The organism is Gordonia araii NBRC 100433 (assembly GCF_000241265.1).
GTDB classification, from domain to species: Bacteria; Actinomycetota; Actinomycetes; order Mycobacteriales; family Mycobacteriaceae; genus Gordonia; species Gordonia araii.
The window spans coordinates 15563-41750 of record NZ_BAEE01000065.1 but is presented as its reverse complement, the minus strand read 5'-3'; the positions used below and the strand labels follow the sequence as shown (position 1 = coordinate 41750).

26 protein-coding genes and 1 tRNA gene are annotated in these 26188 nt (G+C 68.2%); 15 read left to right on the top strand and 12 right to left on the bottom strand.

From position 1 onward, the window contains the following. Window positions 1-1723, top strand: a 1723-nt coding sequence (locus GOARA_RS15350) for a cobaltochelatase subunit CobN (protein ID WP_007323324.1), incomplete at its 5' end; no start/stop codon positions are given. A 258-nt stretch (window positions 1724-1981) separates the two neighbouring features. Here the strand turns inward: GOARA_RS15350 and GOARA_RS15345 are convergent. Then, window positions 1982-2818, bottom strand: a complete 837-nt coding sequence (locus GOARA_RS15345; RefSeq protein WP_007323323.1) for an alpha/beta fold hydrolase — start codon at window positions 2816-2818, stop codon at window positions 1982-1984. 112 nt (window positions 2819-2930) lie between these two features. Here GOARA_RS15345 and GOARA_RS15340 point away from each other — a divergent pair, with 112 nt between their 5' ends. From GOARA_RS15340 to GOARA_RS15325, 4 genes are read left to right on the top strand one after another with little or no spacing between them, the layout of a single operon-like run. Continuing rightward, a complete protein-coding gene (locus tag GOARA_RS15340; protein WP_007323322.1) occupies window positions 2931-3425 on the top strand; it encodes an FxsA family protein in 495 nt (164 codons plus the stop codon). 31 nt (window positions 3426-3456) lie between these two features. After that, the gene (locus tag GOARA_RS15335; protein WP_007323321.1) at window positions 3457-5103 is read left to right on the top strand and encodes an amidohydrolase; all 1647 of its coding nucleotides are present in this window, start codon (window positions 3457-3459) and stop codon (window positions 5101-5103) included. Further along, on the top strand, window positions 5100-6761 hold the full coding sequence (gene lnt, locus GOARA_RS15330) for an apolipoprotein N-acyltransferase (protein ID WP_007323320.1): 1662 nt from the start codon (window positions 5100-5102) through the stop codon (window positions 6759-6761). The genes GOARA_RS15335 and lnt overlap by 4 nt, the downstream gene beginning before the upstream one ends. Beyond that, window positions 6754-7554 carry a polyprenol monophosphomannose synthase gene (locus GOARA_RS15325; RefSeq protein ID WP_007323319.1) on the top strand — a complete coding sequence of 267 codons (801 nt, stop codon included), beginning with the start codon at window positions 6754-6756 and terminating at the stop codon, window positions 7552-7554. Before lnt ends, GOARA_RS15325 begins: the two co-directional genes overlap by 8 nt. Before the next feature lie 36 nt (window positions 7555-7590). Here GOARA_RS15325 and GOARA_RS15320 read toward each other — a convergent pair whose 3' ends face one another. Next, window positions 7591-7926, bottom strand: a complete 336-nt coding sequence (locus GOARA_RS15320) for an RNA polymerase-binding protein RbpA (protein WP_007323318.1) — start codon at window positions 7924-7926, stop codon at window positions 7591-7593. A 139-nt stretch (window positions 7927-8065) separates the two neighbouring features. Here GOARA_RS15320 and GOARA_RS15315 point away from each other — a divergent pair, with 139 nt between their 5' ends. The 3 genes from GOARA_RS15315 to GOARA_RS15305 are packed head-to-tail and all read left to right on the top strand — an operon-like array spanning window position 8066 to window position 10703. Then, the gene (locus GOARA_RS15315) at window positions 8066-8410 is read left to right on the top strand and encodes a hypothetical protein (RefSeq protein ID WP_007323317.1); all 345 of its coding nucleotides are present in this window, start codon (window positions 8066-8068) and stop codon (window positions 8408-8410) included. Next, window positions 8407-9249, top strand: a complete 843-nt coding sequence (locus GOARA_RS15310) for an adenylate/guanylate cyclase domain-containing protein (RefSeq protein ID WP_007323316.1) — start codon at window positions 8407-8409, stop codon at window positions 9247-9249. The genes GOARA_RS15315 and GOARA_RS15310 overlap by 4 nt, the downstream gene beginning before the upstream one ends. Further along, a complete protein-coding gene (locus GOARA_RS15305; RefSeq protein WP_007323315.1) occupies window positions 9246-10703 on the top strand; it encodes a peptide MFS transporter in 1458 nt (485 codons plus the stop codon). Before GOARA_RS15310 ends, GOARA_RS15305 begins: the two co-directional genes overlap by 4 nt. A 296-nt stretch (window positions 10704-10999) precedes the next feature. Here GOARA_RS15305 and GOARA_RS15300 read toward each other — a convergent pair. From GOARA_RS15300 to GOARA_RS15290, 3 genes are all read right to left on the bottom strand, one after another. Continuing rightward, window positions 11000-11075 (bottom strand) — tRNA-Glu (locus GOARA_RS15300). Between the two features lie 495 nt (window positions 11076-11570). Continuing rightward, entirely contained in the window at window positions 11571-12620 is a 1050-nt protein-coding gene (locus GOARA_RS15295) for an esterase/lipase family protein (RefSeq protein ID WP_007323314.1), read from the bottom strand. Next, on the bottom strand, window positions 12621-13781 hold the full coding sequence (locus tag GOARA_RS15290) for a lipase family protein (RefSeq protein WP_007323313.1): 1161 nt from the start codon (window positions 13779-13781) through the stop codon (window positions 12621-12623). A gap of 145 nt (window positions 13782-13926) precedes the next feature. Here GOARA_RS15290 and GOARA_RS15285 point away from each other — a divergent pair, with 145 nt between their 5' ends. Then, a complete protein-coding gene (locus GOARA_RS15285; RefSeq protein WP_007323312.1) occupies window positions 13927-15201 on the top strand; it encodes a PucR family transcriptional regulator in 1275 nt (424 codons plus the stop codon). 44 nt (window positions 15202-15245) lie between these two features. Here GOARA_RS15285 and GOARA_RS15280 read toward each other — a convergent pair whose 3' ends face one another. After that, complete coding sequence (locus tag GOARA_RS15280; protein ID WP_007323311.1) at window positions 15246-15893, bottom strand: DUF2062 domain-containing protein; 648 nt, start codon at window positions 15891-15893, stop codon at window positions 15246-15248. 57 nt (window positions 15894-15950) lie between these two features. Then, on the bottom strand, window positions 15951-16664 hold the full coding sequence (locus GOARA_RS15275) for a CPBP family intramembrane glutamic endopeptidase (protein WP_007323310.1): 714 nt from the start codon (window positions 16662-16664) through the stop codon (window positions 15951-15953). Window positions 16665-16713: 49 nt separating this feature from the next. On the opposite strand from GOARA_RS15275, the gene GOARA_RS15270 reads away from it, so the two are divergent. Together GOARA_RS15270 and GOARA_RS15265 are read left to right on the top strand one after the other, a co-directional pair. Beyond that, window positions 16714-16989 (top strand): hypothetical protein, encoded by a 276-nt coding sequence (locus GOARA_RS15270; RefSeq protein ID WP_007323309.1) that lies wholly within the window; start codon window positions 16714-16716, stop codon window positions 16987-16989. A gap of 17 nt (window positions 16990-17006) precedes the next feature. Then, window positions 17007-18434: a WS/DGAT/MGAT family O-acyltransferase gene (locus GOARA_RS15265; RefSeq protein WP_007323308.1), complete on the top strand. Its 1428-nt coding sequence runs from the start codon at window positions 17007-17009 to the stop codon at window positions 18432-18434. Window positions 18435-18450: 16 nt separating this feature from the next. Here GOARA_RS15265 and GOARA_RS15260 read toward each other — a convergent pair whose 3' ends face one another. Further along, window positions 18451-19491 carry an LLM class F420-dependent oxidoreductase gene (locus GOARA_RS15260; protein ID WP_007323307.1) on the bottom strand — a complete coding sequence of 347 codons (1041 nt, stop codon included), beginning with the start codon at window positions 19489-19491 and terminating at the stop codon, window positions 18451-18453. Between the two features lie 25 nt (window positions 19492-19516). Beyond that, on the bottom strand, window positions 19517-20149 hold the full coding sequence (locus tag GOARA_RS15255) for a TetR/AcrR family transcriptional regulator (RefSeq protein WP_007323306.1): 633 nt from the start codon (window positions 20147-20149) through the stop codon (window positions 19517-19519). 61 nt (window positions 20150-20210) lie between these two features. Between GOARA_RS15255 and GOARA_RS15250 the strand changes: the two genes are divergently transcribed. From GOARA_RS15250 to GOARA_RS15240, 3 genes are read left to right on the top strand one after another with little or no spacing between them, the layout of a single operon-like run. Then, entirely contained in the window at window positions 20211-21266 is a 1056-nt protein-coding gene (locus GOARA_RS15250; protein WP_007323305.1) for a Rieske 2Fe-2S domain-containing protein, read from the top strand. Then, a complete protein-coding gene (locus tag GOARA_RS15245) occupies window positions 21263-22348 on the top strand; it encodes an NAD(P)H-dependent amine dehydrogenase family protein (protein WP_007323304.1) in 1086 nt (361 codons plus the stop codon). Before GOARA_RS15250 ends, GOARA_RS15245 begins: the two co-directional genes overlap by 4 nt. Continuing rightward, window positions 22348-23376 carry a TIGR03617 family F420-dependent LLM class oxidoreductase gene (locus GOARA_RS15240; protein WP_007323303.1) on the top strand — a complete coding sequence of 343 codons (1029 nt, stop codon included), beginning with the start codon at window positions 22348-22350 and terminating at the stop codon, window positions 23374-23376. Before GOARA_RS15245 ends, GOARA_RS15240 begins: the two co-directional genes overlap by 1 nt. Window positions 23377-23390: 14 nt before the next feature. Here GOARA_RS15240 and GOARA_RS15235 read toward each other — a convergent pair whose 3' ends face one another. After that, window positions 23391-24008: a TetR/AcrR family transcriptional regulator gene (locus GOARA_RS15235; protein ID WP_007323302.1), complete on the bottom strand. Its 618-nt coding sequence runs from the start codon at window positions 24006-24008 to the stop codon at window positions 23391-23393. 56 nt (window positions 24009-24064) lie between these two features. Here GOARA_RS15235 and GOARA_RS15230 point away from each other — a divergent pair, with 56 nt between their 5' ends. Further along, complete coding sequence (locus GOARA_RS15230) at window positions 24065-24472, top strand: RidA family protein (RefSeq protein ID WP_007323301.1); 408 nt, start codon at window positions 24065-24067, stop codon at window positions 24470-24472. 404 nt (window positions 24473-24876) lie between these two features. Here GOARA_RS15230 and GOARA_RS15225 read toward each other — a convergent pair whose 3' ends face one another. Together GOARA_RS15225 and GOARA_RS15220 are read right to left on the bottom strand one after the other, a co-directional pair. Next, entirely contained in the window at window positions 24877-25371 is a 495-nt protein-coding gene (locus GOARA_RS15225; protein WP_007323300.1) for a nuclear transport factor 2 family protein, read from the bottom strand. Window positions 25372-25379: 8 nt separating this feature from the next. After that, entirely contained in the window at window positions 25380-26168 is a 789-nt protein-coding gene (locus GOARA_RS15220) for an SDR family oxidoreductase (protein ID WP_040523619.1), read from the bottom strand. Window positions 26169-26188 lie beyond the last annotated feature (20 nt).

Below are 26188 nucleotides of genomic sequence, written 5' to 3'. Positions count from 1 at the left end.
CCTGGACGAACGGCCCGACGAAGACGTCTTCGACGACATGCTGCTGCACGTCGACGGATGGCTCTGCGAGATCAAAGACGTGCAGATTCGCGACGGCCTGCACATCCTCGGCGAACCGCCCGTCGACGACGGAGAGATCGACCTCGTCCTGGCCATGCTGCGCGCCCGCCAGCTGTGGGGCGGATCGGTCGCGCTGCCCGGGCTGCGGGAAGCGCTGGGGCTCGACGAAAGTCCCGGGGAGGCTGGCGGAGAGCGGACCCACACCGTCGATGCCGTCGAAGCCCAGGCGCGCGAACTCATCTCGCGATGCCACAAGGGCGGCTGGACCGACGACGCCGTCGCCGACGCGTCGGCCGGGCAGCCGTCTGCCGTCGCCGACATCCTGGCATTCACCGCGAACGAGGTCGTGCCCAGGCTGCGGGCCACCGACCAGGAGCTACCCCGCGTGCTGCATGCGCTCGACGGCGGATTCATCCCGTCGGGGCCGAGTGGATCGCCGCTGCGGGGCTTGATCAACGTGCTGCCGACCGGGCGGAACTTCTACTCGGTGGACCCGAAGGCCGTGCCCAGCCGCCTGGCGTGGGAGACCGGGCGAGCGATGGCCGACTCCCTCCTGGAGCGCTACCTCGCCGATCACGGCGAGTACCCGCGGTCGGTCGGCCTGTCGGTGTGGGGAACCAGCGCGATGCGCACTTCGGGTGACGACATCGCCGAGGTGCTGGCGCTGCTCGGCGTCGAGCCGGTCTGGGATGAGGCGTCGCGGCGCGTCGTCGACCTCGAGCTCGTCGATCTCACCGAACTCGGCCGGCCACGCATCGACGTCACCGTCCGAATCTCCGGATTCTTCCGCGACGCCTTCCCGCACGTCGTGACCATGCTCGACGACGCCGTGCGGCTCGCCGCGTCGGCCGAAGACGAACCGGCCGACCAAAACTTCGTCGCCGCGCATGTGCGGGAGTCGGTCGCGGAGCACGGCGATAGCCGTCGCGCCACCACACGGGTGTTCGGGTCGAAACCGGGCACCTACGGCGCGGGGTTGCTGCAGCTGATCGACTCGCAGCAGTGGCGGTCCGACGAGGATCTCGCCGCCGTCTACACCGCATGGGGCGGTTGCGCGTACGGGCGCAACCTCGACGGCAAGGAGGCCGTAGACGACATGCGCAGCGCGTACCGGCGCATCAACGTCGCGGCGAAGAACACCGATACGCGGGAACACGACATCGCCGATTCGGACGACTACTTCCAGTACCACGGCGGGATGGTCGCGACCGTCCGGGCGCTCACCGGATCCGATCCGGAGGCCTACATCGGTGATTCGACCCGCCCCGACGCCGTCCGCACCCGGACATTGTCGGAGGAGGCGACGCGGGTGTTCCGGGCCCGCGTGGTCAACCCGCGCTGGATCTCGGCGATGCAGCGCCACGGCTACAAGGGCGCGTTCGAGATGGCGGCGACCGTCGACTACCTCTTCGGCTACGACGCCACCACCAATGTCGTCGCCGACTGGATGTACGAGCAACTCACCGAGTCCTACGTGCTGGACGAGAACAACCGCGAGTTCTTGGAGAAGTCGAACCCGTGGGCGCTACACGGGATCACCGAGCGGCTCCTCGAAGCCGCGCAGCGCGACCTGTGGGAGGCGCCGCCGCCGGAGATGCTCGACGAATTGCGTCGCATCTACCTCGAAACCGAAGGCGACATCGAAGGTCGTGCGGGCGAGTAGCGGATCCGTGGCGCGCTGCTAGCGCGATCGCCCCGTGGGCACGGTCGACGCGAAACTGGGCACGGTCGGCGGGAAAGTGGGCACGGTCGGCGCGAAACTGGGCACAGTCGACGCGAAAGTGGGCACGGTCGGCACCGATTGGTGGTCGAGTGCCTGCGAGGCGTTAGCCGAGTGGGCGTATCGAGACCGATCCGAGGTCGGAGGGCACAGTCGGCGCGAAACTGGGCACGGTCGGCGGGAAAGTGGGCACGGTCGGCGTCAGGCGATCGAGGCGGAGGTCGCGCGCGCGACGATGGCCGCGGCCAGCTCCTCGGGCCGCTCCTCGGGGATCCAGTGCGACACGCCGTTGAGCTGGATGAACTCGAACGGACCGTCGACGTAGCGCTCCGAGTCGACGGCCTGCGTGATGTCGAGAGCCGCGTCGTCGTCGCTCCACACCATCGTCGTGGGTGCCGAGACCCTGCCGACGTAATTCGGCGGCGCCAACGGCAGCGCGCGGTACCAGCCGAGACCGCCGCGCAGCGCACCCGTGTCGACGATCTCGCGACGGAATCGCTCGATCATCTCCGGGGTCATCCCCATGCGCGTCATCGACTTGACGGCCAGCGCATTGGTCGTGGCGAGGATCGCCTCGGGAGCGCGCGGGATCTGAAACGCGAGCATGTACCAAGAACGGAGAATCTGGTTGCTCTTGCCCATGGACTTGACGAAGGCGAGCGGATGGCCGACCGAGACGGCAGTCAGGGATTTCACCTTGTCCGGATAGTTGGCGGCGACCGCCCACGCGACGGCGGCTCCCCAGTCGTGGCCGACGAGGTGAACCGGCCCACCGACCTGGTCGATCAGTGCGGCCGCGTCGCTGGCCAGATGGGGCAGGGAGTACGCCTTGCGGCCCTTCGGCCGGGCGCCGGGGGAGTACCCGCGCTGGTCGGGAGCGACCGTCCGGTACCCGCGGTCCTGCAGTAGCGGTGCGACCTTGTCCCATGACGAGGCGCGCTGGGGGAACCCGTGGAGCAGGACGATCGCCTCTCCCCGGCCGGAATCGGTGACGTCGAACGTCAGGCCTTCGTTTTCGAAACTCGTGATGCGCTTCACGGTTTCCCAACGTACCCGTCGCCGCCCGGGAGCAAAATCGACGTCGGCGACGTTGGATAGGCAAAGGCCGCGCACAGATGGCCAGGGCGCGGCCATCGGGAAGGACACCTTTATGAGGATTCGCTGGATCCTGCTGCTGTACGTCGTGGTCGAAATCGCCGCCTTCGTGGGATTGTCGGCCTGGTTGGGAGTCGGCTGGGCCCTGCTGATCACGCTGCTGACGGCCATCGCCGGATACGGGTTCCTCGTCGCCCGCGGCCGACGAGTCGTGACCGACCTGCGCCGCGCCGCGCGCAACGAGATCCGGCCGACCGAGCCGCTGCCCGACACCGCCCTGCTGGCGCTGTCCTCGATCCTGGTGATCCTCCCCGGTGTCGTGTCGACCGTGCTCGGCGTCGTCTTGATGGCCGGGCCGACGAGGAGGATCGCCCGCCCGGCGGTCACTGCCTTCGGCGCGCGTCGCTTCGCCGGTCTCGTTTCGGCCGTCAGCGCTCGTACGGTCTTCCTCGACGGCGACGTCATCGACGGGGATGTCGTCTCGAGCGAATACGCGACGGATCCGACCGCGGTGCCGACACAACGGCGCCAATTGCCGCCCGCGCACTGACGTCGCCCGCCGACACGGCAAACTGTTCTCCATGTCGACGCAACTGCTCCTCGGCGGCAGTATCCACACGCCGGCCAACCCGGACGCGACTGCCATGGCTGTCACGGACGGCACCGTGGTGTGGGTCGGCTACGACGACGTCGGACGACGCATGCACCCCGGCGCCGACATCGTCGACCTCGACGGGCGTTTCGTCGGACCGGGCTTCGTCGATTCTCACGTACACCTCACCGCCACCGGGTTGGCCGATGCGGGTCTGGACCTCGGCGCGAGTCGCAGCCGCGCCGACCTTCTCGCCCGGCTGACCGCGTATGTCGGCGGCCAGCCCGCCGACGCGGTGGTCTGGGCGCACGGCTGGGACGAGTCGCGGTGGGAGGGCGTCGAGGCGGACCAGTGCTTGCCGCCCGTCCTCGCCGAGATCGACGCCGCGGTCGGTGGTCGTCCCGCCTATCTGGTCCGCGTCGACGAGCACTCGGCCCTGGCGTCCACCGCGCTGCGCGACAAGGTCGCCGACCTGGCCGCGGCGGCCGGCTTCTCCCACACCGGCCCCCTGACCCGAGACGCTCACCACGGCGTCCGCCGAGCCGCGCAATCGCTGCTCTCGGCAACCCAGCGCGCCGAGGCCCACCACCGGGCGTTGCGCGACATCGCGGCGCTGGGCGTGGTGGCGGTCCACGAGAACGGCGGGCCGCAGATCGCCGGACTCGACGACTTTCGCGAAGTCCTCGCCACCGATACCGGGATCGAGATCCACGGGCTGTGGGGCGAGGCCGCCCGCGACACCGACCACGCGCGCGAACTCCTCGCCACCAGTGGAGCGGCCGGGCTGGCCGGCGACCTCTTCGTCGACGGTGCCCTCGGTTCGCGCACCGCATGGCTGAACGAGCCGTACGCCGACCAGCCCGATGTCACCGGCGCGGTCTACCTGGACACCGACGCGGTCTATGCCCACCTGCGAGCGCTCACCGACCTGCGGCGCCAGGCGGGGTTCCACGTCATCGGCGATGCCGCCATGGGCGCGGTCACCGACGCACTGGCGCGACTGGCCGGCGAAGTCGGCACGCCGGCGCTCGCGGCGTGTGCGCACCGCGTCGAACACGCCGAGATGGTCACCGCCGAACAGCGGGAGATCCTCGCCCGCTGCGGCGTCATCGCCGTCATGCAGCCGTTGTTCGACGCCCGCTGGGGCGGTACCGGTCAAATGTACGAGCAACGCCTCGGTGCCGATCGCGCCGCCACCATGAACGACTTCGCGGCGCTGGCGAAGGACGGCGTGGCGTTGGCCTTCTCGTCGGATTCGCCGGTCACGCCGGTCTCGCCATGGGCGACGATCGGTGCCGCCGTCGGCCACCATCGTCGTGAATCGGCGGTGTCGGCGCGGGCCGCCTACAACGCGTGCACACGCGGCGGATGGCGAGCGGCCGGGCGCAATGACGGGCTGTCCGGCGTCCTGATGCCTGGCGCACCGGCCAGCTACGCGGTGTTCGACGCCGATACGTTGGTCGTCGCCGGCTCCGACGACAAAGTGCAGCGCTGGTCCACCGACCCCCGTTCCCGCGTCCCGGCCCTGCCCGACGTCGCCCCTGGCGCACCGATTCCGACGTGTGTCCGCACGGTGCACCGCGGCGCGGTCCTGTACGACTCGGGCGCCCTTCGCGCGACGGCGGAGATCGCATGACCCGACTGATTCGACCGGCGACGGCTTTGGTCGCCGGACTGGCCATGTGGGCGTCGTTCCCGCCGAGCAACCTCTGGTTTCTCGCCGTCGTGTCCCTCGGCCTGCTCGCCGTCGTCCTGGGTACCGGCGACGTCCGTGCCGGCGAGGGAGCGGTGGCAGGACTGTTGTTCGGTCTGGGCTTCTTCGTCCCCCTGCTGCCGTGGATCGGCGAATACGTCGGTCCGCTGCCGTGGTTGGCCCTGGCCGGTGCCCTCGCGGTCTACACGGCGCTGTTCGGGGCGATCGCGACCGTCACCATGCGGCTTCCCCTGCCGCCGCTGTGGTTCGCCGCGAGCTGGACCCTGGTCGAGACACTGCGCTCGATGTTCCCGTTCGGCGGCTTCCCCTGGGGGCGGACGGCTTTCAGCCAGGTCGACGGACCGCTGCTGCCGCTGGCCTCGCTGGTCGGAGCGACGGGACTGTCCTTCGGCGTCGCGCTGTTCGGGGCTGCCGTGGCCTGGGCGTTCGTCCTGGGCGTGCGAGCCTGGCGCCGTGGTCCGCGGCCGGCGAACGAGGAGCCGCATGTGCTGTCGGCCGGCGTGGTCACCGCGGTGGTCACGGTCCTGCTGGCGTTGGCGGCGCCGCTGCTGGCGAGCCTGGTGACCCCGGCCACGGTGGATCGTGTGCTCTCGCCGACGACGCTGCGGATAGCTGTCGTGCAGGGCAACGTGCCACGACTGGGGCTGGACTTCAACGCTCAACGGCGAGCCGTGCTCGACTATCACGTTCGCGAGACCAAGCTGCTGGCCGCCGAGATCGCCAGCGGACGCGTCCAAGCGCCGGATTTCGTGGTCTGGCCGGAGAACGCCTCGGACATCTCGCCGCTCACCAACCCCGACGCGGCGGCCGAGATCGACGGTGCCGCGCGGGCGGTGAACGCGCCGATCGTGCTCGGCACCATTCTGACCAACGGGGACGGACAGCCGACCAACTCGGTGCTGGTGTGGGACCCCGAGCGGGGGATCGTCGACCGGTACGACAAGCACATCATCCAGCCGTTCGGCGAGTACCTGCCCTGGCGCGGCTTCTTCCGGCTGTTCTCCTCCTACGCGGACATGGCAGGCACGTTCGAGCCTGGCCACGGTCCGTCGGTGGTACGGATTCCGACGCGCTCAGGCCCGGTCGTCGCCGGCGTGGCGACGTGCTGGGAGGTCGCCTTCGACCGGGCCGCCAAGTCATCGGTCGACCAGGGCGCCCAGGTTCTGATCGTGCCGACCAACAACGCGACCTTCGGCCGCACGTCGATGACCTACCAACAGTTGGCGATGTCGCAGGTCCGCGCGATCGAGCACGGCCGGACCGTTCTGGTGGCGGCGACTTCCGGGGTGAGCGCCATCGTTTCCCCCGACGGAACCATCGCGTCGCGGACCGAGCTGTTCGAGCCGGCCACGTTGACCGATCGGGTCCCGTTGCGCACCGAGCGGACGCTGGCGACGCGATTGGGGACCATTCCAACCGTGGTGGTCTGCGCCGCCGGGGTGGCGGCGCTTTTGGCGGCCCTGGCCACGCGTACTAGATTCAGTCGGAGCCGAACGCGTGCCGAGAGGCGGCCGCAGCAGCCGGGATCGCAAGTCAGCGAGCCCATCCGGGTGGGAGAACCGAAGGAGCACGATGAGTAGCGGTGGACAGGGCGCGGCCGGAAGCGGGGTCGTCGGGCCGGCCGGCGAGGGCGTGCTGGTGGTCGTCCCGACCTACAACGAGCGCGAGAATCTGCCGATCATCATTGATCGCCTGTTCGCCGCGCTGAGTGGCGTGAACGTGCTCGTCGTCGACGATTCCAGTCCCGACGGCACCGGCGAGGTGGCCGACAAGCTCGCATCCGACGATGAGGACGGCCGGATCCACGTGCTGCATCGCACTGAGAAGGACGGTCTTGGCAAGGCCTACCTCGCGGGGTTCACCTGGGGATTGGCGCGCGACTACGGCGTTCTCGTCGAGATGGATGCCGACGGCTCGCATGCGCCCGAACAGTTGCACCGTCTGCTCGACGCGGTCAACGCGGGCGCCGACCTGGCCATCGGTTCGCGCTATGTCTCGGGCGGGTCGACGGTGAACTGGCCCAAACGCCGCGAATTCCTGTCGCGCGGAGCCAACACCTACGCCCGGCTGGCGCTGGGATCGTCGATTCGCGACATCACCGCCGGGTTCCGCGCCTATCGGCGCGAAGTGCTGGAGAGTTTGGACTTCGACGCCATCGACTCGGCCGGGTACTGCTTCCAGATCGACCTCGCATGGCGGGCCGTGCAAGGTGGCTTCACCGTCGCCGAGGTTCCGATCACGTTCACCGAGCGTGCCATCGGAGAGTCGAAGATGGACGGCGGCGTCATCACCGAGGCCTTCCTGCAGGTGGCGCGGTGGGGGTTGGACAGTCGTCTCGGCCGCGGCGCCAAGGGCAGCAAAACGGCCGGCTGACCCATCGGGTCAACCGGCCGGATGGCTGGTTCGCGCCTAGCCGCGCCTGCGCTGCTTGAGAATCTCGAGGCGCTCGTTGAGCAGGACTTCCAGTTCCTCCTCGCTGCGGCGCTCCAGGAGCATGTCCCAGTGGGTGCGCGGCGGCTTGGCCTTCTTCTCCTCGGGAGCGGCACCCTCCAGCAGGGTGCCCTCCATACCGTTCTTGCACGGCCACTTCGACGGGATCTCCGCGTCGTCGGCGAACGGCACGTCGAAGATCTCGCCGTTGTCGGTCTTGTACTGAACGATGCGGCGCGGAGCCAGATCGTGGTCGCGATCAGTCTCGTAGCTGACCGCTCCGAGTCGGCTTCCGCGAAGCACTCGATCTGCCATGGTGGTGTCCTCTCCCAGTCTGGGCCGAAATCGGCCCGCTTCGCTGGCGCTCCCGGCGCCGTGCGACCACCCATTCTACGCGAGAACGGCGTGTCGCCCCGCACCGCGGGCGCGGCGGCATCGGGTAGCGTTTCGGTTCATGACGACCGACACCGCACGCCGACGCACGCGCGAGGCGAGCTGCGCGTGGTGCGGGCGCGAGATCGTCGATTCCTCGCTCGGCCGTCGGCGCAAATACTGTCGGCAATCGTGCAGGCAGCGCGCCTATGAGCAACGAACGCTCACGGCGGGCACGAGTATTCCCGACGATGCGGTGATTCTCCGGCCGGAGGAGGTCCGCGACCTGGCCGACCGCCTCTTCGAACTGCGCTGCGCAGCGGAGGACCTTCGGACCGCGTTGAGCGAGGACGCCGACGGGGCGACCCTGGCCGAGCTGGCCGACGCCGTGCTCGAGCACGCGGCCGCCGCGGAACGCGTCCGATGAGCCCGGCGGACAAACCGGCCAAGAAGAGCGCACCGGCCAAGCGGGCCGGCCGAACGGACAAGGCCGAGGGATCGGTGGCCAAACGGGCGGCCGAACTGCTGGCACGCACCGACTCCAGCGAGAGTGCGGTGACGCTGGCCCGTGCGGCGCGCAACCTGGTGCCCGGTGTCGGCGGCGCGCCCCTCGGCGGCGACGAGCGGCCGAGCGACCGGTTGGCGCGGCTCATCGAACAGGCACACGGTGAACAGCCGAGCGCGATGCGCGAACTCAGCCTGGCCACCGTCGAAATGTGGCAGTCGCTCACGCGGCGCCGGAGCAAGAACGCCGCGCCGCGTATCCCCGACGGACCGATGACGATCATGTTCACCGATCTCGTCAGCTTCTCCACCTGGGCCCTGCGCGCCGGTGACGACCACGTCCTCGAACTGATCCGCGCGGTCGACGCGGCCACCGCCACGGTCGTACGCAGGCGCGGCGGCCAGGTGGTCAAGAACCTCGGCGACGGCACGATGGCTGTTTTCGCCGACGCCGAGCAAGCCATTCTGGCGGCCTTCGAGACGATCACCGCCATCAGCGCCATCGAAATCGGCGGCTACCGGCCACAGTTGCGCGCCGGACTCCACACCGGCACGCCACGGCCGGTGGGTGACGACTATCTCGGCGTCGACGTGAATATCGCAGCGCGCGTCGGCGCGGCGGCGGGCGCCGGGGAAGTCTTCGTGAGCGACGCGGTCGTCGACGAGATCGACAACGAGCGATTCGTGCTGCGGCGCAAGCGTTTCCGCGCGAAGGGAGTGCCGAAGGAAACGGTCGTGTACTCGATCGTTCCGAAGCTGTGAGCGTCGAGAGAGCCGTCGCCAAGCGGGAGCGCACCTTCTTCGGTCATCCGTGGGGCCTGGCGGCGCTGTTCAGCGTCGAAACGTGGGAGCGGTTCTCCTTCTACGGGATGCAGGCGATCCTCGCCTATTACCTCTACTACTCGGTCGCCGACGGCGGCCTCGGCCTGGAACGGTCGTCGGCCACCAGCATCGTCGGGGCCTACGGCGGACTCGTCTACCTGTCGACGGTCGTCGGCGCGTGGCTGGCCGACCGCGTGCTCGGCGCCGAGCGAACCCTGTTCGGCGGAGCGCTCGTCATCATGGCCGGACACCTGTGTCTGGCGTTCGTGCCCGGTCTGGGGGGAGTGGGCGCCGGCCTCGTTCTGGTGGCCTTCGGCAGCGGTGCGCTCAAGACGAGTTCGACGGCCATGGTCGGTGAACTCTACACCGCTGACGACCGTCGTCGCGACGCGGGATTCTCGCTGTACTACATGGGCGTGAACCTCGGCGGATTCTTCGGGCCGCTGATCACCGGTGCCGCCCAACACCACGCCGGCTTTCATGTCGGGTTCGGCTTGGCGGCGGTGGGCATGGCGATCGGCCTGATCGTCTACACCGTGATGCGCCGCTCGCTCGGCGGGCTCGGTGGTGCGGTGCCGAATCCGCTGCCGGCCGGCGGGCTGCGGCGCGCGCTCGCCGGTGCCGTCGTCGTGGCGGTTGTCGTCGTGGTCGCGGCCGTCAGCGGGCTGCTGCGAGCGTCGAATCTTGCGGCGGTCGTGGCGGGAGTCACCGCCGTCGTCGCCGCGGGATATTTCGCGTACATACTGGGCAGTTCGAAGATTTCGGCGGGGGAGCGCCGCCGGGTGTTCGCCTTCTTGCCGATGTTCGCGGCGTCGACCGTGTTCTGGTCGCTCTACCAGCAGCAGTTCACCACCGTCGCCGTGTACGCGGACTCCCGGGTCAACCGGACGATCTTCGGCTGGGAGATCCCTCCGTCGTGGGTGCAGTCGATCAACCCCGTTTTCATCATTGTGTTCGCCGGGGTGTTCGCAGCGGTGTGGACCGCGCTTGGACCGGCTCAACCGTCGGCACCGGCGAAGTTCGCGCTCGGCACCGCGATCATGGGCGTCGCGTTCCTGTGCTTCCTGCCGATGGCAGGAGGAGGCCCCAACAGCGCGCCGCTGCTCGGCCTGATCGGCATCCTGATGCTGTTCAGCTTCGCCGAACTGATGCTCTCGCCGGTCGGGCTCTCGCTGGCGACCCGCCTGGCGCCGCGCGCCTTCCACTCCCAACTCGTCGCACTGTTCTTCCTGTCCGTCGCGCTCGGCACAGCGCTCTCCGGAGTGCTGGCCGGCTGGTACGACCCGCAACGCGAAGTCCCGTACTTCCTGATCCTCGGTCTGGCGTCGCTGCTGGTCAGCGCTGCCATCGCCGCGGCGTCTGGCTGGATCAAAGTTCAGATGCGCGGGGACTGAGACTACGTCCCTGCTCTCGGTGGCCTTTCCGGGTCGCTATTCCCGTGTGGTCGGGTTTTCCGGTTGTCCACCGCCTCTCGACGGTATCCACCATGCCCAGCGCCGTCCGTGGCGCCATGCGTGACGGCAGCTGCTTCTCCACCGCTTTCACGTCGCGCAGTGACCGGCCGGTCTCTGCGCTACCGCTACTCGCGCGTGAACACCCTTGGGTCTTGCGGACCCGCGGATGCCCCGGTTCCCGTTAGGGCCAGGGCTTAGGACACTGTCGCAGTGCTGCCGGGGAAAGGCTTTCGCTTTGGTACGCCACGCCGGACTCGAACCGGCGACCGATTGATGGAAAGTCAATGGCTCTGCCAACTGAGCTAGTGGACTTGTTCGACGGAGGATGCGCTTTCCCACGCGGCTCCGACCCTTTGGAGGCCGGAATACCGCGCACCCTCGACCGTTCGGCCGTCAACGCCTACTTGATCTCTCCCGCCTTGGCGAAGCTGCCGTGCCCCGCCGCCGCGTTCGTGGAGTACGCCCTCGATTGACTGCCTCGGACTGTTACTCCCGCCTCTGCCGCAAGGTCCCGTCGCTACTGTTCAGCACCTGGCAGGTGCTGGGGTCACCGATTGGCTCTCCCGGCCCGCGAGCGGGCCACCAGATCGTTTCGGACTTGCCTCCGCCCTGGGGTGAAGGATTCTCGGCTCGGAGTGCATGGGGTACCGGGATTGCTCCCGGCGACGGTTGTCACGCGCCTTTCACCGGGTTGCCCCGGATTATCCGCCATGCCGGTTTGATGAAATTGTGTGTTCAGTGCGCCAAGCGCAGATCACGAAGGTAGTTCACGACTTCCGGCGGGGCAACGGATTTATCGTCGCGGATTCAGAAGCTGAAGAACCATGGGTTCGCCGTGCAGACCAGCTTCGGGTACCGCTGCGGGTCGAGAGCGCGCAGGGCGATGGAGATGGCCCGGGGGGAGTACGCCATCGCCAGGTGGTCGGAGGTGTCCTGCTCGCAGCCGTCCTGCAAGGTGATGTTCTCGACGCCCTTGGCGCGCAGGAAGGTCGACTCGTACGGTGTGACGACCTCTTCGTAGCGTGTGCCGACGATGGTGTACTCGACGCTCGGGTAGGTGCCGATGTAGTGGTTGAGCCGGTTGATGAACGGGGACTCGACCATCTGGTCGATCGGACCGGCCCCGTACAGCCAGGCGTAGAAGCCGGTGGTGTCCAGGCCGGCCTTGGCCATCTGACGACCTATCCAGGCGATGCCGAGCAGGGTGGTCCCGCGGTTGGGCGCGCCGAAGGTGATCAGCTTTCCGATCTTGTTCTTCTCCGGGGCCCGCAGTGTGGCGCCGCGATGGAACTTCATCCACTGGCGGGCCACCAGGCCGCCCTGCGAGTGGGCAACGACGTCGACCTTCTCCGATCCGGTGGCCTTGCGGACGCGGTCGATGTACCTGCCGACCTGGGTCGCCGAGCGGGCGATGTCGCCGGTGCCGGTGATCGACGGCAGGACGACGCCCATCCCGCCCTGGTCGAGAAAGTCGGTGCGCCCGTAGTACGGAGCGAAGACGCAGTAGCCGGCTCGTTTTAGTGCGGGCGAGAACGACGCCCAGGTGTTGTAGCCGTTCTCGAAGGTGCCGTGCAGCAGGACGACGGGATTCTGGCCGTCTTTGGGCTTGCAGCGGAAGTCGTTGGCGCCCTGCGGCGCGACGTTCGGGTGCACGACGGAATAGCCGTACGCCGACCAGAACCCGGCCTGGCGGGGACCGTGCCCGACGGTGTCCGGGATCGCCGGGAACGGCCGCGCCCCGCCGGAGCTACCGCTCGCCGGTGCCGCCGAGGCGGAAACCGGGGCGGACAAGAGCAGTGCCGCAGCCGAGAGGGCCGACAGCAGTGCGAGGGGACGCCTGATCGCGTGTTTCTTCACTTACTTCTCACCCATCTCCGCGAGCGGTTCGCGGTCAGTCGTCGCGGACGCTCGTCGTTCGCCGAGCCAGCGCAGCGCGCCGGGAGCGGTGGCGAATTCGAGCGGTAGGTGCCAGCCGAACGGCACGAGGCGATACGTCAGCCGGGCCCCGGCCGCGCGGTAGCGGCCGACCAGCGCACTCACGTCGGCGGCGTTGATCACCTCGTCGCGCAGCCCCTGCACGATCAGCAGCGGCATCTCAGGTGCGGTGTGGCCGGGGCGGACCTGTTCGAGCACCGAGGCCAGTGCGGGCTCGGCCAGCAGATCGTCGAGACCGTGGCGCAGGTGGCGCCGGATGTCGCGGCGCGTCAGGCGCGCCAGCGCGACCAGCGTCGTGCGGTTCGCCGCGTCGTCGAGCCATTCGCCGAATCTGCGATCGAGGTGGCGGTCGAAGACGGGGATCAGTTGCGGATAGGCGCGGCGCAGACCGGCGATGAAGACGGTCGGGAAGCCGGAGAACCAGCCGCCGTTGAGACGCAGGAACGTCGCCCGCGGGTCGCCGACGGGAGAGCCGGCGGCCGCACCGACGAGATTCAGCTCCGGCGCGTAGTCGCCGGCGACCTCGGCCGCCCACACCGTCGCCAGGCCGCCGCCGGAGTATCCCCACAGACCGACCGGCGTGTCCGGCGCGAGGCCGAACCGATCGAAGGCCAGGGCGGCGCGCACCGCGTCGAGCGCTCGGTATCCGGGTTCGCGGGCCGCGCCGAAGTGGCCGCGCAGACCACCGTGATCGGGCACGGAAACCGCCCAGCCGCGTGCGAGGGCGGCGAGGATCAGCGGTAGCTCCACCTGACTCAGCGCGCCGGCGGCACGCGAGTGACGGCGCAGTGCGTAGGACGGCAGACAGCGCGTCGACACCCCGTCGATGGCGCACTGGAAGGAAAGCAGTCCCTGCCCGCCTCCCCGTGGGACGAGGATCGTCGTGACGGCCAGGTCCGGTGCGCCGTGCACGTCGATCGTGCGGTAGGCGAGTTGCCAGGCGCGCATACCGACCGGGATCTTGCCGAACGCCGCCAGTGCGACACGGCGGGAACGGATCACGCGCCCGGGGCTCATCGACGCGAGGGCCGGTGGGGCTGAGTAGAAGGGGTCGTCTTCAGAACGGAAGAGCTCGGCGGGCATGGCGACAACCGTAGGCAGCGGCGGTGATCCGAGTCACTGCGCTCTGGAGAGAGAACCCGTGCCCCGATTTGTATCGTGAGACAAAGGTCGTGCCGAATCTACTGCCGAGGAGCCGCTTCGGCTAGGAGTGCATCACAATGTCTTCATGACCGAACTCTCCGTGCCCGACACCGCCGCGCGCTCCGATCCGCAGGGCGAGGCGTCGTTGGTCCACCGGCTGCGGGCGCGCTGGCCGGATATCGCCGAACGGATGCTCGCCGACGGGCTCGCGTCGAGTGCCCCGGCGGGACTGCCCGATACGCACTTCACCGACGACGTGCTGCCCGCGATCCACCTTTGCGGTCATGCCGTGCTCGAGGCGATCGCCGCCGATCGCGAGCTGACCTACGACGAGGTGCATGCTTTCGCCGGCCCGGTCGCCGAGCAGCACGCGGAAGACCGGTTGCCGTTGCCCGTGCTGCTTCTCGGGATCCACGGTTCGGCACAGGCGCTGCTGGCCGCGGCCGCCGACACGGCCCGGCCGGACGAGACGCCCGAGCTCGTCGCCGTCGGCGAACGACTGCTCAACGTGCTGACCAACATCAACCTCTCGGTCGTGGCCACCTACGCCGAGGTGGAGCAGTCGATCTACCGGTCCGAACGGGAGGCTCGGCGTGAACTGTGCGCGGCGCTGGTACACGGTCGACCGGTCGCCGCGGTGGCCGCCCGAGCCGACATCGCGATCGCCGCCAGCTACCTCGTGGTCACCGTGAGGTTGTTCGCCGAACACGCCGACGCCGCCGCCGCGACGCTGATCGCGCGACGACGGATGCGGGTGCTGCAACGCAGCTTCGACGAACTGAGCGCCACCACGACGCCACTGCTGTTCGACGGGGTGAACGGCGTAGTGCTGATGGCCGATCCGCCTGTCGGTGACGAGCGCGTCCACGAACGCCTCGACGCCCTGGCCGTCGAACTCACCAACCGCTTCGACGTGCCGGTCTATCTCGGTGAGATCGGGGCCGCGCCGCCGGAGGGGATTCCCGCGGCCGTCGCCGATGCCGCCGAACTCATCGGGCTGGCGCGCGCCCTGGACCGCGCGCCCGGCTCGTATCGGCTCGACGACCTCCTCGTGGAATTCCAGGTGAGCAGGCCGAGCGCCGCGCGTGATCGACTAGCCCAGCAGGTCGCGCCGCTGCACGGTCAGCCGCACCTGCTCGACGCGCTGTACGCCCACCTCAAGCACGGCGCCAACCGCAAGGCGGCCGCGGCACAGGTTCACGTGCACCCCAACACGCTGAGCTATCGGCTCAAGCGCGTGCACGAACTCACCGGGTACGACCCGACCGATCCCTATCAGTCCCGAGTTCTGGCGGCCGCGCTGATCGTGGCGCGCGTACCCGACTTCCGGGCGCCGGTACCCGACGTCGCCGCGCTCTGAAACTCCGGCGCGGAACCCCGCTCGGCGCGCCGGCGTCGGCGTGGCTACTTCTCGTCGTCGTCGACGTGCGCGGCGGAGGCGGCAGCGATCTTCCGGCCGCGGACCTTGTACTTGACGATGAAGTACACGACGACGGCGGCGATCAGCGCACCGACGATCGCGCCGACCAGGGTCGCGCCCTGGAAGCCGATGATCTCGCCCAGCCGTGTCTGCGCCGATCGGATCGACGCCGACCTGTTCGGGTCGCTGACGTTCACCGCCAGGGTCAGCAGGTTGGGAATGGCGAACACGATGCCGACCAGCAGGAAGAAGATGCCGATCACATGCTTGAGGCGGCTCCACGACGCAACGGCCATGGCGAAGCAGACGATGGGGACCAGCGTGCAGATGATGCCGAACGCGAGGCCGTAGATCACTCCCTTGGTGACCCCCGCGTCCTTCCCGACGATGTTCTCGACCACGCCGGCCCACCAACGCGGCGCGATCGACGCGAGGATGAAGTAGGCGACGATGAGGACTCCGACCCCGATCAGGGCCAGGAGCAGCTTCTGCATGACGCCGCCGACCTTCTCGCCGAAGCTCTTGCCTTTGGGGGCAGCGTCTTTGGGTGTGTCGACCGCATGGCTATCCGCGGGTGACGGCACAGCGGGATCGGTCGATACCGGGACGTTCACCGAATCGTCGTTTGTCATGTCGCTACTTTGGCACACCGGCCGCGACTTCGGGCACCAAAACCCACCCGAGGAGGGTCAGAGTCGCCAGGCCACCGCCGCACCGAGGGCGCCGGTGGCGTTGATCGCCCAGTGCAGGGCGATCGGGGTGAGGAGACTGTCGGTCTTGTAGCGCAGCCAGCCGAAGACGAACCCGGCCACCGTCGTGGCCACGACGGCCAGAACTACGCCGGCGATCTGTCCGGCGCTGCCGCCGCCGACGATGTCGCGCAGACCGCGATTCCCGCCGGCCAGATTCATCGACGACGTGATGTGCCACAGACCGAACAGGACGGCGCCGACGATCAGCGCGACCGGGGCCGACCAGGTGCGCATCAGTGCTCCCTGCAGGACGCCGCGGAACAACAGTTCCTCGGGAATGACCGTCTGGAACGGGATGACGACCAAGGCGGCGAACAACGCGGTCCTCGCCGAACGGAAGCGCTCGTCGAGGAAGAATTCGCGCAGCGGCGGAATCGCCACCGCAACGGCGATGACGATCACCACCACGGCGACCACCGCGGCGGCCCACGGCAGGCCGGCGCGCAACTGCGGGAGGGTGACTCCGAGATCTTTCCACTTGAGCCCGCTGATCAACGCCGCGGCACCCAGCAGCAGTGCCGTCGTGGGAATGACCAGAAAGATGGCCCGACCGTGTGCGTAGTGGGCGATCAGATTCGCGGCGGCGATGACGAAGACGATCGTCGCGATCAACGCCGGATGAAGACGGTCGATCGCCGTCAGGTGGGCCATCCCGCGATGTTATCGGTCCGGCGGGACGCGATGGCAGACTTGGCGTGTCATGACGCCTCCCTTCGACGACGCCGAGCTGGAACGCTATCTCCGGCGGATCGAGGCCCGGACCGAGCTTCGGGCCCGCCGTTCCGGTGCGCGGCGACGGCCGGCGCCCGCCGCAGGCGAACCACCCGAGTCGTGTCCGACCCCGGCCAAGTCGGGGCATGCGACCGAGGATGACGCGTGGTTGGCGGTCGCCGTGCTGCGCGCCGGCCGGCTTCGGACACCGGATCTCGACGTCTATCTGTGCCGCTGCGGGTTATGGCACATCACCAGCGGCTGACCACTAGTGTGTGGCGAATGGAACGCCTGAGTGGACTCGACGCCAGCTTCCTCTATCTCGAAACGCCTGAGCAGCTGATGCACGTGTGCGCGATCTTTGTACTCGACCCGTCGACGATTCCGGGCGGATACTCGTTTCCCAAGTTCCGGGACGCGCTCGATCTCGCGGTCACCGGCATCCCGCAGTTCACCCGCAAGGTGCGCAAAGTCCCGTTGGAGATCGCGCACCCGGTCTGGGTCCACGATTCGCATTTCGACATCAACCGGCATGTGCACCGAGTCGCGCTCCCGGGCGACGGCGGGCGCGACGAGTTAGCGGAACTCTGCAACCACCTCGCGTCGCTTCCGGTGAACCGGCACCACCCGCTCTGGGAGATGTGGGTGGTCGAGGGCCACAAAGACCCTGAGTACGACGGGGAGAGGCTCGTCGTCTTCGCGAAGATGCACCACGCCACCGTCGACGGCGCGTCGGGAGCGAGCATCGTTTCGCACCTGTGCGCGCTGGAGCCCGATGCCCAGCCGGTCGCCGCGGCGATGGACGGTGCGCACGTCAACGACGGCAAGGAGCGCGAACCGGGTGCCTTGGAGCTGTTCGGCAGGGGAGTCGCGGCGAGCATCGCTCGGCCGCTCAGCCTGACGCGGGTCGTGCAGCCGTCCGTCGACGTCGTCGTGAAAACCCTCGACCGGATCAGGCGGGGGACGGCGATGGCGCCGCCGTTCCGCGCACCACGCACCCCGTTCAACAGCAACATCACCGGTCAGCGGGCGATCGGGCTCACGGACATGCTGCTGGATGATTTCAAAGAGATCCGCCGGATCAGCGGGGCCACCGTCAACGACGTGGTGCTGACCGTCGCGGGCGGCGCCCTGCGTTCCTACCTGACCGATCACGACGAACTGCCCGACACCCCGCTGCTGGCCACCGTGCCGGTGTCGGTGCGCGAGGAGACGCAGCGCGCCGACGGGATGAACAAGGTTTCGGCGCTTTTCGCCCGGCTCGGCACCGACATCGCCGACCCGTGGGAGCGGTTGACGTCGATGGAGGAGGCCAACCGCAACGCCAAGGAGCACCAGAAGGCGATTCCGGCCGACGCGTTGCAGGACTGGGCCGAGTTCGCGCCGCCGCGGACCTTCGGCCTCGCGATGCGCACCTACGCCGCGCTGCGCCTCTCCGAGCGGGGCCCGGTGATTCACAACCTGGTGATCTCGAACGTGCCAGGCCCGCAAATGCCGCTGTACTTCATGGGCGCGAAGATCGACGCGCTCTATCCGCTTGGCCCGATCTTCCACGGAGCGGGTCTCAACATCACCGTGCTGTCCAACAACGGCGTTGTCCACGTCGGCGTGATCGCCTGCGCCGACGCCGTGCCCGATCCAGAACTGCTCGTCGGCTACTTCCCCCGGGAGCTGGTGAAGCTGCGCGAAGCCACCGAACAGATCGGGTAGGCGAGGCCGGTCGGCCTCAGACGGTGCCGACCACCGAGGCGAGCTGGTCGATCTGCTCGACCGAGCCGGCGGTCACCAGCATCGTGGTGACGCCGGCGGCTTCCCATTCGCGGACCTTGGCGCGGACGTAGTCGACGTCGCCGACGATCGCCGAATCGTCGACAACGGCGTCCGGGATGATGGCGGCCGCCTCGTCCTTGCGGTCACTGCGGAACAGCGCCGTCACCTCGTCGACGACGTCGCCGTATCCCATGCGCCGGTAGACCTCGGCGTGGAAGTTCGTGTCCTCGCTGCCCATGCCGCCCATGTAGAGAGCCAGGAAGGGCTTGATGCCGGCCATGGTCGTTTCGCGGTCGTCGGTGACGACGATCTGCGCGGTCGCGCAGATTTCGAAGTCCTCGCGGCTGCGGCGCGCGCCGGGGCGGGCGAAGCCCTCGTCGAGCCATTCGTTGTACATGTCGGCCAGGCGCGGGGTGTAGAAGATCGGCAGCCAGCCGTCGGCGATCTCGGCGGTGAGCGCGATGTTCTTGGGGCCCTCCGCGCCGAGGAAGATCGGGATGTCCGACCGCAACGGGTGGGTGATCGGCTTGAGCGGTTTGCCCAGGCCGGTCGTGCCCTCCCCGGTCAGCGGCAGCGGGTAGTGCGGGCCGTCGTTGGTGACCGGCGCCTCGCGGGCCCACACCTGGCGCATGATGTCGACGTACTCGCGGGTGCGCGCCAGCGGCTTGGGGAAACGCTGGCCGTACCAGCCCTCGACGACCTGGGGTCCGGAGACGCCGAGTCCGACGATGTGACGACCGCCGGAGAGGTGATCGAGCGTCAGGGCCGCCATCGCGCAAGCGGTGGGGGTGCGGGCCGAGAGCTGCAGCACCGACGTCCCGAGGCGCACCCGCTCGGTCTCCTTGCCCCACCACGCCAGCGGTGTGTACGCGTCGGAGCCCCACGCTTCGGCGGTGAAGATCGCGTCGAAGCCCGCGGCTTCGGCCGCGCGAGCCAGTTCGCCGTGATTCTCGACAGGGCCCTTGCCCCAGTACCCCAATTGCAGACCAAGTTTCATAAGGGCAACCTACCCGGTGACGGCTTCAGCTCTGGCGCGAGTCCGGGTTCAGCAAGGCGACGATGGCGTCGATGAGCCCCTGCCGGGCGTCGTCGAGGTCGCTGTAGGTGCCCAGCATCCGCTCCGACGTCAAGCCGCGCAGGGCCGCCGGGATGAGCGCGGCCATCTGTCTGACGCGGGTCGGGTCCACGTCGAGGTCGGCGAAGGCCCGTACGCAGGCGTCGTCCCACTGGGGCTTCCACAACGCGAACTCGGCTGCGGTGAGCGGGAATTCGCGTTCGAGTTCGTCGAGGTCGCGGGGGAGCGCGGCGCGTAGCGTCTCGATCGCCAGCGACTCCGGCGTTCGGAGCCCGACGAGCATGGTGTCCACCAGGCCGGTCACGCGTTCGTGCAGGGTGCCGCCGGGACGGGCGTTGGCCGGCAGGTCGCCGCGCAACTCGGCCGTGCGCCGGAGAACGGCGGCCCAGAGTCCGTCGATGTCGCCGAACTGATACTTGATCGCACCCCACGTCACGCCGATGTCGCGGGCGATGCGGTTGCCCGAGACAGCGGCGGGGTCCCCAGTGGCGAGGGAGGCGATGGCCGCGGAGATCATGTTCTCGCGCGTCGCGAGACCCCGCTTGTTGGCCCTTCGCCGCGTCGCCGCCGCCTCCGTCATGGTTGCCATCGTATCGGCAGAAATCCGCATTTTCACAGAGGGTTCTAGTATTCTTGCGCGCATGGCACGAACGCCGTTGTCGATGACGCCCACCGGCTGGTTCCAGGTGGCCTGGTCGCCGGAGATCGCCGTGGGCGCCGTCCACACGATGAAGTACTTCAACCGCGAGATGGTCGCCTGGCGCTCGGCGTCGGGGAAGGTGTCGGTGTTCGACGCCTACTGCGAGCATCTCGGCGCGCATCTGGGGCACGGCGGACGCGTGGACGGGGAGAACCTCGTCTGCCCTTTCCACGGTTGGGAGTGGAATTCCCAGGGCCGCAACGTGTGCATCCCCTACGAGAAGCACCCGAACAAGGGCAGACGGATCCGCAGCTATCCCGTCGTCGAACGCAACGAGGCGGTCTGGATCTGGTTCGACGTGGACGGGCGCGAACCGTACTTCGACGTGCCCGACATCTTCGCCGACTTCGGCGACGGCAAGACGGCCGCCGACTACTACCCGCCGATCCCCGCGTCGACGCTCTACCGGCCCGGCCTCGAGATCCATCCGCAGTACATCATGGAGAACGGCGTCGATTTCGCCCATTTCAAGTTCGTCCACGGCACCCCGTTCATGCCGGAGTTCACCCGCCACGACTTCGGCGGCCCGGTCTCGTACGTCGACTTCACCATCGCCTTCGACGAGGGGGCGACGCTCGAGGCGGCCACCAGCGGTGTCGAATCGATCAACGCCGGTCTGGGCTGCTCGGTCACCAAGAGCTGGGGCATGCTCGACAACCGCACCATGCCCGCGGTCACCCCCGTCGACGACCGCACCTCCGACGTCCGCTTCACCGTGTGGATCGGACGGAAAGCGGGGGAGGACGGGCCCGAGTTCGACGGCGTCATGACCGACTACGGCAAGACCATGGCCGGCTTCGTGATCGAGCAGTTCGAGAACGACATCGAGATCTGGGCACACCAACGCTATTCGGATCCGCCCGCGCTCTCGCGCAAGGAGTTCAAGGGCTTCACCGCCCTACGTAAATGGGCCGTGCAGTTCTACCCCGACGGCGGTCCGGCAGGGGGCGACCCCGAGCGCCCCTACAGCGGCGCAGTTGTGAAAGGACATGCATGACCATCACCGACAAGATTCGCGTCTTTCAGGTCGCCACCGGCAACCTCGGCACCGAGATGATTGGACGGATCCAGGCGCATCCCGACCTCGAACTGGTCGGGCTGCACTGCTACTCGGCGGACAAGATCGGTCGCGACGCCGGTGAGATCGTCGGCCTCGATCCGGTCGGCGTCGCGGCGACCGGCACCGTCGAGGAGATCGTCGCAGCCAAACCCGACGTGCTGACGTTTCACGGCGTCTTTCCGGACGAAGACCTGTATGTGAAGGTGCTCGAGGCGGGGATCAACATCGTCACGACCGCCGACTGGATCACGGGTTTTCATCGCGACACCAACCATCCGCATCCGTCGGGGCGCAAGGTCAGCGAGGTCATCGCCGAGGCGTGCGAACGCGGGCAGGCCACGTTCTACGGCACGGGCATGAATCCTGGGCTGAACCAGATCCTCGGTATCGCGAACAGCGCCGACGTCGCCGATATCGAGAACATCACCGTGACCGAGTCGGTCGACGTCTCCTGCCATCACTCGGTAGACACGTGGAAGGCCGTCGGCTACGGGCGTCCCATCGACGACCCGACGATCCCGGATTCGTTGCACAAGTACACCGCGGTGTTCGCCGATTCGGTCTATCTCATGGCCGACGCGTTCGACCTGACACTCGACGAGGTGACGTTCAGCTACGAGCTGGGCGCCTGTACGAAGGACGTCGATCTCGGCTGGTACTTCCTGCCCAAGGGCTCGCTGGGCGCGAACTACATCAAATACCAGGGCATGGTCGACGGCGTGCCCCGCGTCGAATCCCATCTCGAGTGGCAGATGACGCCCCACACCGATCCGGCGTGGAACATCCGCGGCTGCTACATCACCCAGATCACCGGGGATCCGATGATCTACAACAAGCACATGGTGTTCCCGGCGAAAGGCGTGGATCTCTCGAAGCCCGAGAACTTCGCGTCGATCGGCATGACCGTGACCGGTCTGCCCGCGCTGAACTCCCTGAAGTCGGTCGTGGCGGCCCGTCCGGGGATCATCACCAGCAATGATCTGCCGCTCCGAGCGTTTGCCGGACGGTTCAAGCTCTAGTGCGGGTCCATCTGCAGCTCGACGGCTCGCTGTCGCTTGCGGGGGAGGATGCCCGACGGCTGGCGGCCACCGGAGCCGACGGCACCTTCACGTTCGAAGGGCCGCATGATGTGTTCCTTCCGCTGGTCGCCGCGGCGGCGGACACGTCACTGGAACTGATGACCAACGTCGCCATTGCCGGTCCGCGGAGTCCGCTGCACCTCGCCCACGCGGCCTACGACCTGCAGGCTTACAGCGCGGGACGGTTCCGGCTCGGTCTCGGAACGCAGATCAAGGTGCACGTCGAGAAGCGATACGGAGCGGTGTGGCATCCGCCGGCGAAGTTCCTGGGGGAGACGGTGCGAGCCGTGAAGGCGATCTTCGCGACGTGGGAAGGAGAGTCGCCGTTGGCCTTCCGTGGCGAGTTCCACACCCACACGCTGATGCCGCCGAACTTCAATCCCGGGCCAAACCCGTACGGGCCGCCGCCGGTACTGATGGGTGCGCTCGGCCCGATAATGACGCGCACTGCGGCCGAGGTGGCCGACGGCTTGCTCGTCATGCCGTTCAACACGGTCCGTCACCTCGCCGATCGCACGCTGCCGGCAGTCGAGGAGGGGTTGCGCCGATCCGGCAGGATGTCGGCGGAGTTCCCGATCGTGCCGCAGGCCATGGTTGCGGTCGGTCGCGACGAACGCGAGCTGCGCGCCGCGATCGACGGCGTGGCCTTCCTCATCGCTTTCTACGGGTCGACGCCCGCCTACCGGCCGGTGCTCGACGCGGAGGGGTGGGGCGGGATCCACGGCGAGCTGAACGCGCTGTCGAAGGTCGGCGACTTCGTGTCGATGCGAGCGTTGATCACCGACGAGATGGTCGAACGGATCGGCATCGTCGGAAGTCCGGCGGAATGCGCCGCGGAGATCCGGCAACGGTTCGGCGACTTCGCCGACGAAGTGTGCTGCTATTTCCCGGCCTACACACCGGAGGCGGCGGCCGTGCGGGGACTCGTGGACGCGCTCCACCAGCCGGTGTCACCCGATCCCGGGTAGCGCGTTTCTCTGGTTTAGGACCGGCCGCGCTTCCAGCCGATCTCGACCGACCGTGTGGCGGCCGCGGGTTCGTCTCCGGCTGCGGTGTAGAGCCGAACCAGACCGGAGGTGACGATGGGCTCGGCCTGCTCGAACGTGACGACTTCGTTGGCGACGAGCATGCAGGCACCGTGACCGAACATCCACACCTCGTTGGCGAACTCCACCGGGTCCAGCGACGAATCGAAACGTCCGGCGGCGACGGCTCTGGTGATGGCCTCGATGAGATGACCGAAGGTGGCGTCGGCGGCTTCTGAATCCGGGAGCGGCAGCGAGCCGTCGAACATCAACGAGTAGAGCTCGGGGCTTTGCCGTGCCGATTCGGCGTAGGCGGCCCCGGCGGCGGCGACATCGCTGACCGCGTCATCGCTGGGCGTGAGGGCGGAGAGTCGGGCGGCCAGCCGGGTGAAGCCCTCTTGACGGACGGTGCCGAGCAGGCCGGGCATCCCGTCGAAATGGGTGTAGACGGCCATTGTCGACACATCGGTGCCGGCAACCACGCTGCGCAGGCTAATCGGCTCGCGCCGGGCGAGCATGCCGGCAGCGCGCTCGATCAGCAGGTCGCGCACCTCGGGCCGTGGCTTTCGTGACATGTTGCCAATTGTATAGCACTGCTATAAAATAGCAGTGCTATGAAAAGGAGTCCATCATGTCAATCCAGCTGATCAACCCGCCCACGCTGCCGCAGCCCGAGGTTTACGCCCAGGTCGCGGTCGCCGAGGGATCCAAGCTCGTCTTCATCTCCGGCCAGGTCGCACGCGATGCTGGCGGTGCGCCCGTTGGTACGGGGGACCTGGCGGCACAGGTCGAGCAGGCCTACAGCAACGTCAACGCCGCCGTCACGGCCGCGGGAGGAACGTTTGCCGACATCGCGAAGCTGACCGTCTACGTCGTCGACTGGGAGCCCGCCAAGATGCAGTACCTCGCCGAAGGTGCCATGCGCGCAGCACAGCGCGAAGGCTTCGATATCGTCCGGCCGATCACGCTGTTGGGCGTATCAGCGCTGGGCGAGCCCGACATGCTCGTGGAGGTCGAGGCTGTAGCGGTCCTGGCTTAGCGCGTTGCGTGGTCTCGATACGCCAGCTCGCCTTGCGGCTCGCCGGCACTCGACCACCCATGAACGGCACTCGCCCATGAAGGGGCCCTCGGCAGCCAAAGGGCACGTAGGCTGCGTCGAAGGGCCGGGCCTCTTTCGGTGGTCGAGTGCCCGGGGAGCGGAGCGAGCCGGGTGTATCGAGACCGTGGTGAGCCGGGGTGTGAACGGGTCCATGGTGGTTGGCGAGGATCGCGTACGCGTGGTCTCGATACGCCGGCTCGCCTGGCGGCTCGCCGGCACTCGACCACCTAGAACGGAGCGCGCGCTGGCTCTGGGGCGGGTCCTCCTTCGGTGGTCGAGTGCCCGGGGAGCGGAGCGAGCCGGGTGTATCGAGACCATCGTGAGCACTCGACCACGCAAGCGCGCTACGTGGATGGCGGACTGCTGGACCACCGATTCGCTATTAGCTGCATGCCGCTGCTGGCCATCGGGGTGATCGCCTCGTAGAGGCGGTAGTACTCGGTATGGCTGATGTACCAGCGGCCGTCGATCTTCGCGTACCTGTCCGAGTAGTACGACGTACCGGTGATCACGGTGTCGAAGTCGGGCGCGATCACCACGTCGGACATCGACCAGCTGCCGGTGGCCTGGTCACCGTCGACCGTGATCTCCGGGTTGCCGAACGTGTGGGTGGAGACGATGTTGCCGGTCAGCGAGGTTCGCATGTAGTCGACGATGGCGTCACGACCGTCGAAATGCAGCGGGTCCCCTTGGCTGACCGTTCCGTACCGGGCCGTGGCATCGGGGGCGAGCGTGGCCGCGAACCCGTCCCACTCCCGGGTGTCGAGGCAGCGGCCGTAGCGGTACTTGAGCGTCGTGATGTCGTGGATGTCGGCGAGTGTCGACGGATCGGTGCTCATCGCGGGCCTCACAGGTCGGGGACGGGTAGTTCGAAGTTCGGGACGAGGAGGCCCCCGTCGACTTCCAGGACCTTCCCGGTCAGGTAGGCGCCCGCGTCGGAGGCGAGGAACAGCGCCGTCGCGGCGATATCCTCGGGTTTGCCGAGGCGCTGCAACGGGGTGAGGTCCTCGATGGCGCCGCGCATCGTGTCGTCGGCGGCCACCACTTCCAGAGCCGACGTGAGGATCGCCCCGGGCGCGATCGCGTTGACGCGGATCCGCGGGTTGAGGTCGAGTGCTGCGAGCCGGGTGTAGTGCGCGAGGGCCGCTTTCACCGTTCCGTACACGCCGAATCCCCGACCAGGGAGGCGCCCGACCGCCGACGTGATGTTGATGACCGAACCGCCGTCCTCGTTGTTGAGGAGGTGCGGCACCGCGGCGACGAGGATTTCGTGAGCCACGGTCACGTTGAAATTGAAGGCGCGGTCGAGATCCTTGCCGCGTGTGTCCAGCAGCGGCTTGGGCATGGCGCCGCCGACGTTGTTGACAAGGATGTCCAGCCGGCCGAATTCGGCGACCGCGGCGTCCACCAGAAGGTTGGGTTCCGCGGTCGACAGATCAGCGGGCACGACAGCCGCCTTGCGACCGGTCGCGCGCACGGCTTCGGCCACCGACTCGAGTTCGTCGGTGTTGCGGGCTGAGATGACGACATCGGCGCCGGCCTCGGCGAACCCGAGCGCGATAGCGGCACCGAGACCGCGCCCGGCGCCGGTGACGATGGCGGCTTTGTCGTCGAGGCGGAAGAGATCGAGAATCACCAGCCCAGTAAACAAGACAC